This is a genomic window from Salmonella sp. 2018103 (genome assembly GCF_026247685.1).
GTDB lineage: Bacteria > Pseudomonadota > Gammaproteobacteria > Enterobacterales > Enterobacteriaceae > Salmonella > Salmonella enterica.
In genome coordinates this window covers 1,013,725-1,026,484 of sequence record NZ_CP111029.1, presented here as the reverse complement: position 1 = coordinate 1,026,484, position 12,760 = coordinate 1,013,725, and the positions used below count along the sequence as shown (strand labels likewise).

The following is a 12,760-nucleotide window of genomic DNA, read 5'->3' as shown; positions in this document are numbered from 1 at the left end:
TGCCGGATAGACGCTCGCGTCGCCATCCGGCAGAAAGCCTGTAACAAGAAAAAGATCAGGAGTAAGCGATGTGTACGACTTGCGGTTGCGCTGAAGGCAACCTTTATATAGAAGGCGATGAACATAATCCGCACTCAGCGTTTCGTAGCGCGCCCTTTGCCCCAGCGGCCCGCCCGGCGCTGAATATTACCGGCATTAAAACGCCTGACTTTGCCCCAAGTCAGACCGCAGAAGGCGATCTGCATTACGGCCACGGCGAAGCCGGAACCCACGCGCCTGGTATGAGTCAGCGGCGGATGCTTGAGGTTGAAATCGACGTGCTGGACAAAAATAATCGTCTGGCTGAGCGCAACCGCGCCCGTTTTGCCGCCAGCCAGCAACTGGTGCTCAACCTGGTGTCCAGCCCCGGGTCCGGTAAAACCACCCTGCTGACCGAAACGCTGATGAAATTGAAAGACCGTGTACCGTGCGCGGTGATTGAAGGCGACCAGCAGACAGTGAACGACGCCGCCCGCATCCGCGCTACCGGCACGCCCGCCATTCAGGTCAACACCGGTAAAGGCTGCCATCTTGACGCGCAAATGATCGCCGACGCCGCGCCGCGCCTGCCGCTGGATGACCACGGTATTCTGTTTATCGAAAACGTCGGTAATCTCGTCTGCCCGGCCAGCTTCGATCTGGGCGAAAAGCATAAAGTCGCAGTGCTTTCCGTGACCGAAGGTGAAGATAAGCCACTGAAGTATCCCCATATGTTTGCCGCTGCGTCGCTCATGCTGCTCAATAAAGTCGATCTGCTGCCCTACCTCAATTTTGACGTTGAGAAGTGCATCGCCAGCGCGCGTGAAGTGAACCCGGAGATTGAAATTATCCTGATTTCCGCCACCAGCGGCGAAGGCATGGATCAGTGGCTGGCCTGGCTGGAGGCGCAGCGATGTGCATAGGCGTTCCGGGTCAAATCCGCGCCATTGACGGCAATCAGGCAAAAGTTGACGTCTGCGGCATTCAGCGCGACGTCGATCTCACATTAGTCGGCAGTTGTGATGAAAACGGTCAGCCGCGTCTGGGTCAGTGGGTGCTGGTTCATGTCGGATTCGCCATGAGCGTCATTAACGAAGCGGAAGCGCGCGACACGCTCGACGCGCTACAAAATATGTTTGATGTTGAGCCGGACGTCGGCGCACTGCTGTATGGTGAGGAGAGATAATGCGTTTTGTTGACGAGTACCGTGCGCCGGAACAGGTAATGCAGCTCATTGAACACCTGCGTGAACGCGCCGCCCTTCTTCCTTACACTGCCGAACGTCCGTTGCGCATTATGGAAGTCTGCGGGGGTCATACCCACGCGATTTTTAAATTTGGTCTCGATCAGTTACTGCCCGAAAACGTGGAGTTTATTCACGGCCCCGGTTGTCCGGTCTGCGTGCTGCCGATGGGACGCATCGACAGTTGCGTGGAAATTGCCAGCCATCCGGAGGTGATTTTCTGCACCTTTGGCGATGCCATGCGCGTGCCGGGGAAACAGGGGTCTCTGTTGCAGGCTAAAGCGCGCGGCGCGGATGTCCGTATTGTTTACTCTCCGATGGACGCGCTGAAGCTGGCGCAGGATAACCCGACCCGCAAAGTGGTATTTTTCGGGCTGGGCTTTGAAACCACCATGCCGACCACCGCCATCACGCTGCAGCAGGCAAAACAGCGTGACGTGCGAAACTTCTACTTTTTCTGCCAGCACATTACGCTGATCCCGACGCTGCGTAGCTTACTGGAGCAGCCGGACAACGGCATTGACGCCTTTCTTGCGCCAGGCCACGTCAGCATGGTCATCGGCACCGAGGCGTACCAGTTTATCGCCGCCGATTTTAATCGCCCGCTGGTGGTGGCTGGATTCGAACCGCTTGATCTACTGCAAGGCGTGGTCATGCTGGTTGAGCAGAAAATAGCGGCCCTAAGCCAGGTTGAAAACCAATACCGTCGCGTGGTGCCGGATGCCGGAAACATGCTGGCGCAGCAGGCCATCGCCGATGTGTTCTGCGTTAATGGCGATAGCGAGTGGCGCGGTCTGGGCGTGATTGAATCCTCCGGCGTCCACCTGACGCCAGAGTATCAGCGCTTTGACGCCGAAGCGCATTTCCGCCCAGCGCCGCAGCAGGTCTATGACGATCCGCGCGCCCGCTGCGGCGAAGTGCTGACCGGCAGATGCAAGCCGCATCAGTGCCCGCTATTTGGTAAAACATGTAATCCAGAGACCGCGTTTGGCGCGCTGATGGTCTCTTCCGAAGGCGCATGCGCCGCCTGGTATCAGTATCGTCAGCAGGAGTGTGAAGTTTGAACAATATACAACTCGCCCACGGTAGCGGCGGCCAGGCTATGCAACAGTTGATTAATAGCCTGTTTATGGAGGCCTTTGCCAACCCGTGGCTGGCGGAACAAGAAGATCAGGCGCGTCTGGAGCTGGCGCAGCTGACGGCGGAGGGCGACCGTCTGGCGTTTTCTACCGATAGCTATGTGATCGATCCGCTCTTTTTCCCCGGCGGCAATATCGGCAAACTGGCGATTTGTGGTACGGCGAACGACGTAGCGGTGAGCGGCGCGATCCCCCGCTATCTCTCCTGCGGCTTTATCCTTGAAGAAGGACTGCCGATGGAGACGTTAAAAAGCGTGGTCAATAGCATGGCGGCGACCGCGCGGGAAGCGGGTATCGCCATTGTAACCGGCGACACCAAAGTTGTGCAGCGCGGCGCGGCGGATAAATTGTTTATCAACACTGCCGGCATGGGGGCGATTCCCGCCGATATTCACTGGGGCGCGCAAACGCTGAACGTTGGCGATGTGCTGTTAGTCAGCGGTACGCTTGGCGATCACGGCGCCACTATCCTCAACCTGCGTGAGCAACTGGGACTGGATGGCGAGCTGGCGAGCGACTGCGCAGTATTAACGCCGCTTATTCAGACGCTGCGTCATATTGACGGAGTGAAGGCATTGCGTGACGCCACGCGCGGCGGCGTGAATGCGGTCGCCCATGAGTTTGCGGCGTCCTGCGGTTACGGTATTGAATTGTCCGAATCCGCACTGCCGCTCAAACCTGCCGTGCGCGGCGTCTGCGAGCTGTTGGGGCTGGATGCCCTGAACTTTGCCAACGAAGGAAAACTGGTGATTGCCGTTGAACGGCAGGCCGCAGATCGGGCGTTGGCGGCATTACGCGCGCATCCGCTGGGACGTGATGCGGCGCTGATTGGCGAAGTCGTGGAACGCAAAGGCGTTCGCTTAGCCGGACTCTATGGCGTGAAGCGAACCCTTGATTTGCCACACGCCGAACCATTACCTCGTATATGCTAGCAGCCTGTTGGCAGCATACTGTAGGCCGGATAAGACGCATTTGCGTCGACATCCGGCATTAACGCTGCATGAACGCCTGATGGCGCTTTGCTTATCAGGCCTACGGAGTGTGTGACCAGCGAGTTTGCGGTCAGCCATCCGGCAATAACTTACGACTTATACCTATAATTCATTTACCGTTTTCGCACCGTTTTGCGGTATTTTCCTGGAAAAGCAACATGTCGTATACACCCATGAGCGATCTTGGACAGCAAGGCTTGTTCGATATCACTCGTACCTTATTGCAGCAGCCCGATTTGGCGTCGCTCAGTGAAGCGCTTTCGCAACTGGTAAAGCGTTCAGCGCTCGCCGACAGCGCCGGCATTGTGCTATGGCAGGCGCAGTCGCAACGCGCACAATATTATGCGACGCGAGAAAATGGCCGTCCTGTTGAATATGAAGATGAAACCGTACTGGCGCACGGCCCGGTACGTCGCATCCTTTCTCGCCCCGATGCATTGCACTGTAATTTCCATGAGTTTACCGAAACCTGGCCGCAGCTTGCCGCGAGCGGCCTCTACCCTGAATTTGGTCATTATTGTCTGCTTCCTTTAGCCGCGGAGGGCCGTATTTTCGGCGGCTGCGAATTCATCCGTCAGGAAGATCGCCCCTGGAGTGAAAAGGAATATGACCGTCTGCATACGTTTACCCAAATTGTCGGCGTGGTCGCCGAGCAAATTCAAAACCGGGTAAACAATAATGTCGATTATGATCTGTTGTGCCGAGAACGCGATAACTTCCGTATTCTGGTTGCGATTACTAACGCCGTCCTGTCGCGTCTGGATATTGATGAACTGGTAAGCGAAGTCGCAAAAGAGATCCACCACTATTTCAATATCGACGCAATCAGCATCGTGTTGCGCAGCCATCGCAAAAATAAGCTGAATATCTACTCCACCCACTACCTTGATGAGCATCATCCGGCGCACGAACAGAGCGAAGTCGACGAAGCCGGCACGCTCACGGAGCGCGTCTTTAAAAGTAAAGAGATGCTGCTTATCAACCTCAACGAACGCGATCCGCTTGCCCCCTACGAACGCATGCTGTTCGATACCTGGGGCAATCAGATCCAGACGCTTTGCCTGCTGCCGTTGATGTCCGGCAAGACGATGCTTGGCGTGCTCAAACTGGCCCAGTGCGAAGAAAAAGTGTTTACCACTGCCAACCTCAAGCTGCTGCGTCAGATTGCCGAACGGGTAGCCATTGCCGTGGATAATGCGCTGGCCTATCAGGAAATCCACCGCCTGAAGGAACGCCTGGTCGACGAAAACCTGGCGCTCACGGAGCAGCTTAATAACGTCGACAGCGAGTTTGGCGAGATCATCGGGCGCAGCGAAGCGATGTACAACGTGCTAAAGCAGGTTGAGATGGTGGCGCAGAGCGACAGTACCGTACTGATTCTGGGCGAAACGGGAACCGGTAAAGAGTTGATTGCCCGCGCCATTCACAACCTGAGCGGACGTAGCGGGCGCAGGATGGTAAAGATGAACTGCGCCGCGATGCCGGCGGGGCTGCTGGAAAGCGATTTGTTTGGTCATGAGCGCGGCGCGTTTACCGGCGCCAGCGCGCAGCGGATTGGCCGTTTCGAGCTGGCGGATAAAAGCTCGCTGTTTCTGGATGAAGTGGGCGACATGCCGCTGGAGCTACAGCCTAAGCTGCTGCGCGTCCTTCAGGAGCAAGAGTTTGAACGTCTCGGCAGCAATAAACTGATCCAGACCGACGTGCGGCTGATCGCCGCGACTAACCGCGATCTGAAAAAAATGGTCGCCGATCGCGAATTCCGTAACGATCTCTACTATCGGCTGAATGTTTTTCCGATCCAGCTTCCTCCGTTACGCGAACGTCCGGAAGATATTCCACTACTGGTCAAAGCGTTCACCTTCAAAATCGCCCGCCGAATGGGGCGTAATATCGACAGCATTCCCGCCGAAACGCTGCGCACGCTCAGCGGCATGGAATGGCCGGGGAACGTTCGCGAGCTGGAGAATGTCGTCGAGCGCGCCGTGCTGCTAACGCGCGGCAATGTGCTACAACTGTCGCTGCCGGATATTACCGCCGTAACGCCCGATACCTCGCCTGTTGCGACTGAAAGCGCCAAAGAAGGCGAAGATGAATATCAGCTTATTATACGCGTGCTGAAAGAGACCAATGGCGTAGTGGCTGGACCAAAAGGCGCGGCGCAGCGTCTGGGGCTTAAACGAACCACCCTGCTGTCGCGTATGAAGCGATTGGGTATTGATAAAGACGCGTTAGCGTAACGGGTTGCCGGATCTGATCCGGCCTGGAGATGATGCGCGCCGTAGGCCTGGCGCTTCCCCTTCACTTCTTGCGCTGATATTTTTCCGGCAATTCCGGAACGGGGCGCTTATCGTCGATAAGGTGCCGCACGGTCAGGACAGGATGCCGCCAAAGCATTCGCGGACCTGCCCAACGCATAATCTGCTTCATCTCCTCGCGTTTAGCCGGCTGATAGCAGTGCACCGGGCACTGCTTACAGGCGGGTTTTTCCTCGCCAAATACGCATTTATCAAGACGTTTTTGCGCGTAGGCGAACAGCGCGTCGTAATGCCCCTGCACCGCTGACGCCTGTGGGCACTGGCTTTCATACAGCGCGATCATTTTTTTGATCGTCAGTTTTTCACGAGCGATACGTTTACCGGGCATCGTGCTCTCTCCGAACATTAAGGTGTATTTATTTTACACCTTATCCCTCTTTAGCACTATCACTGCATATCGTCGCCATTTCGCAAATAAGAATTATTTTCATTTATTCATGCCTTGTGCTATATAACATAGCAAAGGCTATATTCGATGATTAATTAACCACATTGTTGCGAGGGATACTATGACGAATCTACATCGTCTGAAAACACTCCTGATTGCCGGTATTGTTGCGATACTCGCGCTATCGCCAGCCTATGCAAAAGAGAAATTTAAAGTCATCACCACGTTTACCGTTATTGCCGACATGGCGAAAAACGTGGCGGGCGACGCAGCGGAAGTCAGCTCGATTACCAAGCCCGGCGCTGAAATCCATGAGTATCAGCCAACGCCCGGCGATATTAAACGAGCGCAGGGGGCACAGCTTATCCTCGCGAATGGTCTGAACCTGGAGCGATGGTTCGCCCGCTTTTATCAGCACCTTTCCGGCGTACCGGAAGTCGTCGTCTCTACCGGCGTCAAACCGATGGGCATTACCGAAGGCCCGTATAACGGTAAACCGAACCCGCACGCCTGGATGTCGGCAGAAAACGCGCTGATTTATGTCGATAACATTCGCGACGCCCTGGTGAAGTACGATCCGGATAATGCGCAGATCTATAAGCAAAACGCCGAACGCTATAAAGCGAAAATTCGCCAGATGGCCGATCCGTTGCGTGCCGAGCTGGAAAAAATTCCCGCCGATCAGCGCTGGCTGGTCACCAGTGAAGGCGCCTTCTCTTACCTGGCGCGCGATAACGACATGAAAGAGCTTTATCTCTGGCCAATTAACGCCGATCAACAGGGGACGCCAAAACAGGTGCGTAAAGTGATTGATACCATTAAAAAGCACCATATTCCCGCCATCTTTAGCGAGAGTACGGTTTCCGATAAACCGGCCCGCCAGGTCGCGCGTGAATCCGGCGCGCATTATGGCGGCGTGCTGTATGTCGATTCTCTGAGCGCCGCTGACGGCCCTGTGCCAACCTATCTGGATCTGCTGCGCGTCACGACCGAAACCATCGTCAACGGCATTAACGACGGACTGAGGAGTCAACAATGAGTCAATCTGCGATTACCGTTGATCAAGTCACGGTGACGTATCGCAACGGTCATACCGCCCTACGGGACGCCACTTTTCAGGTGCCTGGCGGTTCAATCGCCGCGCTGGTAGGCGTAAATGGTTCCGGTAAGTCTACGTTATTTAAAGCGTTAATGGGCTTTGTGCATCTTGCGCAGGGCGATATCACTATCCTGCAACAGTCAGTCAACAAGGCGCTGAAAAAAAACCTCATTGCTTATGTTCCGCAATCGGAAGAAGTGGACTGGTCATTTCCGGTGCTGGTAGAAGATGTGGTGATGATGGGACGCTACGGCCATATGGGCTGGCTACGCCGTCCCACTGCGCATGATCACGCCTGTGTTGACGCCGCGCTGGCGCGGGTGGATATACAGGAATATCGTCACAGGCAGATTGGCGAGCTGTCCGGCGGGCAGAAAAAACGTGTGTTTCTTGCCAGGGCCATCGCTCAGGATGGACAGGTAATCCTGCTGGATGAACCTTTTACCGGCGTGGATGTAAAAACCGAAGCGCGAATCATCGATCTACTGCGGGAACTGCGCGATGAAGGCCGCACGATGCTGGTCTCAACGCATAATCTCGGCTCCGTCACCGAGTTTTGCGACTATACGGTAATGATTAAAGGAACCGTACTGGCCAGCGGCCCTACCGAAACCACGTTTACCGCCGCGAATCTGGAACAGGCGTTTAGCGGCGTTCTACGTCATATCGCGCTAAGCGGAGGTGAAGAGCACATCATCACCGATGACGAGCGCCCCTTTATTTCCCGGCGCGTGGCCAGCGGAGGAAAATCGTCATGAACTGGCTTGTTGAGCCGTTTGGCTACCAGTATATGCTCAACGCGATGTGGGTCTCCGCGATGGTGGGCGGTCTGTGCGCGTTTCTCTCCTGCTATTTGATGCTCAAAGGCTGGTCGCTCATTGGCGATGCGCTATCTCACTCTATTGTGCCTGGCGTCGCTGGCGCCTGGATGTTAGGGCTGCCCTTCTCGCTCGGCGCGTTTCTTTCCGGCGGACTGGCGGCAGGCAGTATGCTCTTTCTTAACCAACGCTCACGCCTGAAAGAAGACGCGATTATCGGGCTTATCTTCTCCTCTTTTTTTGGCGTCGGCCTTTTTATGGTGTCGCTCAATCCGATGTCGGTGAATATCCAGACGATTATTCTCGGCAACGTGCTGGCTATCGCGCCAGCGGATATTGCGCAACTGGCGATTATCGGCGCAGTCTCGCTGACGATTCTGCTGTTAAAGTGGAAAGATCTGATGGTCGTCTTTTTCGATGAAACTCATGCGCGTTCTATCGGGCTTAATCCGGGTCGACTAAAGCTGTTGTTTTTCACTCTATTGTCCGTCTCCACTGTGGCGGCCCTGCAAACCGTTGGGGCGTTCCTGGTGATCTGTCTCGTCGTCACGCCGGGCGCGACGGCCTGGTTACTCACCGACCGTTTTCCACGTCTGCTCATGATTGCCGTCGTGATTGGCAGCCTGACCAGTTTTCTGGGCGCATGGCTTAGCTACTGGCTGGATGGCGCCACGGGTGGAATTATTGTCGTCATGCAAACCTTACTGTTCATCACAGCCTTTATTTTCGCCCCGAAACACGGTCTGTTAGCCAACCGTCGACGCGCCCGCCTGCAGAAGGAGCCGACATGTTCTTAACAACGTTACTGGAACCCTTTCAGTTTGATTTTATGGTGAACGCCCTTATGGTTTCGGTCATTGTGGCGATTCCCTGCGCCTTACTGTCCGTGTTTTTAGTGTTAAAAGGCTGGGCGTTAATGGGCGACGCAATGAGTCATGCGGTATTCCCCGGGGTCGTGCTGGCATATATTGTGGGGATCCCCCTGGCGATTGGCGCTTTCATTGCCGGATTATTTTGCGCTATCGCGACCGGCTATCTGGACGATAACAGCCGCATCAAACGTGATACGGTGATGGGCATCGTCTTTTCCGGGATGTTTGGCGCAGGTCTGGTGCTCTATGTTTCTATTCAATCGGAAGTGCATCTGGATCACATCCTGTTTGGGGATATGCTGGGCGTATCGCTGGGGGATATCGTACAAACGTCGGTTATTGCACTGGGTATTGCGTTAATCATAGGGCTGAAATGGAAAGATCTCCTGCTACACGCTTTTGACCCGCACCAGGCGAAAGCCAGCGGGCTGAATACGACGCTACTGCATTATGGCCTGCTATGTATGATTGCGCTGACTATCGTCGCCACGCTGAAATCGGTGGGCATTATTCTGTCGATTTCATTGCTTATCGCCCCCGGCGCAATTGCCATTTTGCTGACGCGACGCTTTGCGCGCGCGCTGGGATTAGCGGTGAGTCTGTCAGTTATTACCGCTTTTGCGGGCGTCTATCTGTCTTTTTATCTTGATAGCGCGCCAGCGCCGACCATCGTGGTATTATTTGCCATCGTGTTTATTGCGGTATTTATTTACGCAACATGGCGCGACAGGCGTAATGAAATCGTACCAGAGGCGCAAGGTTAAAAGCTGCGTTCAGAAAATAAATACGGCAGTTGTAGTAGAAAGCCACCCTATATCTATTGTTGGTCAGTATGGTAAGCAGCTATCTTTAAATTTCTTTGCGACAAGCGTAAAGATGAGCTGCTTTACTCCCCATGTTTTTCCTGTTTCGAAATTTTTTCAGAGTTTGGCTAACCCAGCACAATGTGATTATTACTCACAAGATCTGTAATATCCCAGCAAAAAATAAATCTATAACTACACGTAATACAAGAGCATGATTGTCACATAAAAAATAGTTTAATTCATTCCTACTGCAATCGGTAACGCGCAATTATCGTCAGGTACAGCAGGGTTATGTGCAAAAGCAGTGCGCTGTAAATGCGCGTCTAGTTTCAGTCCCCGGAACAGCGATAGCGGTGAAGAGTCCATCCCCAAACGATACATAACCTTCTTACGATAAATACTAACGGTTTTTGTTCCCAGACCAAATTTTTTCGCCAGTTCAATTGCCGGATGTCCCGAGGATAATAATATCAGCAGCGCATATTTCGCCTGAGTGACGCCGGGAGGTAGATTCCACCAGGCGTATTGATTGATATTAAACAATACCTCTTCCGGCGTCTCGCCGGCATTAAAAGCATACGTAGCAGCCACGGTTTTCTTTTGTGGCCTGTGGCAGAAACGCAGCCAGGCTTCCGGAAGACGAAGCTTCTCTCGATCCGAGCGGATAGCGCAGGATAGTTCGTCTTTTAAAACATAATCCATAACGCCAAAATATTGCAGCACACAGCGATCGATATAATACAAGCGATCTGCCACTACCAAAACTTTACGGTTCTGCAACCGCGTCTGCAACGCATGAAAAAGATAAACATGCTCATGCGGGTTCAAAGCTAAAATCAGCCCGGCGTCCGGCATATCGGATAGAGAATGCAAAAGTGCAGTTAATGAGTTACACGTTTTAACGCACTTTTCCGGATATTTTTGCTTAAAAATAGACTGAAGGGCATAACAATTAGTCCAGTTAATACCGTATATAATTACATTTCTCATTTATTTATCCTTTTTTGAAAACTGACCACAGCTTCGGTAATGATTTTTCTTCCTGGGCGACTACTGCGCAAGTAGATAACGCCTTCTTACTACAAAGGTAATAAGACCAGATACGTTATTACATGCGCAATGTCGTTACCGAAATGAATTCCTTTTACAAATCTGATAATGATTAAATTTGCTGTTTTACTTTACTGTAATCTCTTAGAGTACAACGATTGCCCGACGCCTGGTGGCCATGTATGTCTGGCAATGAACGCTTTCGATTCCCTTTCATTAACTATATATCACTGGTGTAGCGATACTGAAATATACACTACGATTAAAAAAATATTTGGTATCTGTAACGCAAACAGATAGTAACGTTTAAAATAATTTCACAAATCAATGGTTCATCGTACGCATAAAGCTAAGCGGTGTAATCTTAAAATGCCGTTTAAAAATAGCGATAAAATAAGAAGGCGTATCATAGCCACACATCGTCGCGACTTGTGAAATATTTCCAGCCCCCATACGTAATAATTTTATAGCCTGATTCATACGAGCATCCAGATATATTTTGCTAAAACTCACCTCTTCAGCGGCCAGTTTTCGCTTCAGACTTGATACGCTCATAAACAGCTTTCCTGCTACCTCAGCCTGTGACCATTTGCGGGTGAGATCGCTGATAATAATGTTATAAACTTTCTCTTTTGTCGTAATTTTTATTGCTCGCTCAAGGAAATCAAACCCACCGGGCTTACGTACAAATGCTGATATAAGATACATCAATGAGAAATATGAATAATCATGATCATCAATACTCACATTACTACAAACCCGTGGACATGCCACACCATGCAAAATAGAGTCAAAAGTATCACTCATCCCTGGCAACAAGTCCGCATGAAAAAAATACTTTGGTTTCGTTTTTAATGATAGCTCTCGATCATTATAGTTTCTTGTACTGTAAAAAACTTTGTAGAATTTTTGCATTAAGTCATAGGAAACTTCCAGTGAAGAAAAATCAATATGCCCTTCTATTTCGCTCATACTAAGCGTGATTGTTTGATCTTTTTCCAATAAAAATAAACACGGCGCAGATTGTTCGATGAACTCCCCAAATTCGTTTTCAATTCGCAAACTGCCTTTATTAAGTTTAAACAATAAGCAGTTTGCGACATAATAGTCTCTTACGTCAGCTAATCCATTTATTAATGGAAATTTGTTCGGCTGTTGAAGGTGATTATTGCTAATGGCCTCAACTGATTTATTCATTGAAGGCAATACCATATTTTATCCTGTGTGCTATAAGGAACTCAAAATCGTTATATTCTTATAAACAAATAATTAAAACTCACAGAGATGATTTAAATCCGATTTTTTTATTATTATAGCCAATAATTACATTCCAACGCGCGTTCATTTCGTCACAAAAAGATACTCTTACAAACTTTATGCACAATTTTGTAATGGAAGCTTACAATATTAATATAATCATTTCAGAATAAAACGCCTGGTAGATACCTTAATAATCCATATACATCAATAAGATAGATACACTGGCATGGTGCATTTTCTGCATTATTTGCTAATGTATACACCATACCTTATCACAAATCGCCAGCAATGGGGGTCACCAGTCAATTGCCTCTTTGTTTTCCCCGCCCGATAAAATAATCTCCTGCATCCAGGAGGTCATTTGTGACTGCGCATTCATTGTACCAACTAATACCCCGTTTAAAGCCTCATATAAATGAGTGCCCGGTTCAACTTTTGCTAACATGTTTTGTAGCATAGCCGTTTGCTGCTCAAAAGAAACAAAAGCCGAATCACCACTTTTCGGATCTTTGAAGGCATTCATCTCTTGATAAATGCTATCTTTAAGCGTTTCAGAAGAGGCTGACTCAGGAAGCGCCAAAAGTCGTTGGTAGAATGCATCATAAAGATCAACGTCGCCGCCATTGCTTAAAGGCGCGCTATCCACATTATTCAGCATAGCGGCCCTGGCACTCAACGAAACCACACCCGTCGCTTCAGTATCCGCTGTCGGGACCAAATAAGAAGTCGGAATCGTACCCGGTATCACCTTATAACCTCC

Annotated in this window: 13 protein-coding genes; 9 read left to right on the top strand and 4 right to left on the bottom strand. The window is 51.2% G+C overall.

All coding sequences use genetic code 11. The annotated features are described in order from the left end of the window. Positions 1-68 precede the first annotated feature (68 nt). From hypB to flhA, 5 genes are all read left to right on the top strand, one after another. Entirely contained in the window at positions 69-941 is an 873-nt protein-coding gene (hypB, locus tag OLG56_RS04915; RefSeq protein WP_000337641.1) for a hydrogenase nickel incorporation protein HypB, read from the top strand. Continuing rightward, positions 932-1,204, top strand: a complete 273-nt coding sequence (gene hypC / locus OLG56_RS04910; protein ID WP_000334871.1) for a hydrogenase 3 maturation protein HypC — start codon at positions 932-934, stop codon at positions 1,202-1,204. The genes hypB and hypC overlap by 10 nt, the downstream gene beginning before the upstream one ends. Beyond that, on the top strand, positions 1,204-2,325 hold the full coding sequence (gene hypD, locus OLG56_RS04905; RefSeq protein WP_001212962.1) for a hydrogenase formation protein HypD: 1,122 nt from the start codon (positions 1,204-1,206) through the stop codon (positions 2,323-2,325). Before hypC ends, hypD begins: the two co-directional genes overlap by 1 nt. Continuing rightward, positions 2,322-3,332, top strand: a complete 1,011-nt coding sequence (gene hypE, locus OLG56_RS04900; RefSeq protein ID WP_001059957.1) for a hydrogenase expression/formation protein HypE — start codon at positions 2,322-2,324, stop codon at positions 3,330-3,332. Before hypD ends, hypE begins: the two co-directional genes overlap by 4 nt. Positions 3,333-3,550: 218 nt before the next feature. Then, positions 3,551-5,629 (top strand): formate hydrogenlyase transcriptional activator FlhA, encoded by a 2,079-nt coding sequence (flhA, locus tag OLG56_RS04895; protein ID WP_000122691.1) that lies wholly within the window; start codon positions 3,551-3,553, stop codon positions 5,627-5,629. A 61-nt stretch (positions 5,630-5,690) separates the two neighbouring features. On the opposite strand, the gene OLG56_RS04890 is transcribed toward flhA, so the two are convergent. After that, positions 5,691-6,035 (bottom strand): nitrous oxide-stimulated promoter family protein, encoded by a 345-nt coding sequence (locus tag OLG56_RS04890; RefSeq protein ID WP_001117938.1) that lies wholly within the window; start codon positions 6,033-6,035, stop codon positions 5,691-5,693. A gap of 181 nt (positions 6,036-6,216) precedes the next feature. On the opposite strand from OLG56_RS04890, the gene sitA reads away from it, so the two are divergent. Genes sitA through sitD form a run of 4 tightly spaced genes read left to right on the top strand, consistent with a single transcriptional unit; the run spans position 6,217 to position 9,648 of the window. Continuing rightward, positions 6,217-7,134 carry an iron/manganese ABC transporter substrate-binding protein SitA gene (gene sitA / locus OLG56_RS04885; RefSeq protein WP_000182930.1) on the top strand — a complete coding sequence of 306 codons (918 nt, stop codon included), beginning with the start codon at positions 6,217-6,219 and terminating at the stop codon, positions 7,132-7,134. Then, positions 7,131-7,952: an iron/manganese ABC transporter ATP-binding protein SitB gene (gene sitB / locus OLG56_RS04880; RefSeq protein WP_061377569.1), complete on the top strand. Its 822-nt coding sequence runs from the start codon at positions 7,131-7,133 to the stop codon at positions 7,950-7,952. Before sitA ends, sitB begins: the two co-directional genes overlap by 4 nt. Beyond that, positions 7,949-8,809: an iron/manganese ABC transporter permease subunit SitC gene (gene sitC / locus OLG56_RS04875; RefSeq protein WP_001104336.1), complete on the top strand. Its 861-nt coding sequence runs from the start codon at positions 7,949-7,951 to the stop codon at positions 8,807-8,809. The genes sitB and sitC overlap by 4 nt, the downstream gene beginning before the upstream one ends. Next, positions 8,800-9,648, top strand: coding sequence for an iron/manganese ABC transporter permease subunit SitD (gene sitD / locus OLG56_RS04870; protein WP_000480209.1), 849 nt, complete (start codon positions 8,800-8,802; stop codon positions 9,646-9,648). The genes sitC and sitD overlap by 10 nt, the downstream gene beginning before the upstream one ends. A 276-nt stretch (positions 9,649-9,924) precedes the next feature. On the opposite strand, the gene sprB is transcribed toward sitD, so the two are convergent. The 3 genes from sprB to OLG56_RS04855 form a co-directional block, all read right to left on the bottom strand. Continuing rightward, a complete protein-coding gene (gene sprB, locus OLG56_RS04865) occupies positions 9,925-10,680 on the bottom strand; it encodes a transcriptional regulator SprB (protein ID WP_001246665.1) in 756 nt (251 codons plus the stop codon). A 384-nt stretch (positions 10,681-11,064) separates the two neighbouring features. Further along, complete coding sequence (gene hilC / locus OLG56_RS04860; RefSeq protein WP_000243998.1) at positions 11,065-11,952, bottom strand: invasion transcriptional regulator HilC; 888 nt, start codon at positions 11,950-11,952, stop codon at positions 11,065-11,067. Between the two features lie 343 nt (positions 11,953-12,295). Beyond that, entirely contained in the window at positions 12,296-12,748 is a 453-nt protein-coding gene (locus OLG56_RS04855; protein ID WP_000612177.1) for a type III secretion system effector protein OrgC, read from the bottom strand. Positions 12,749-12,760 lie beyond the last annotated feature (12 nt).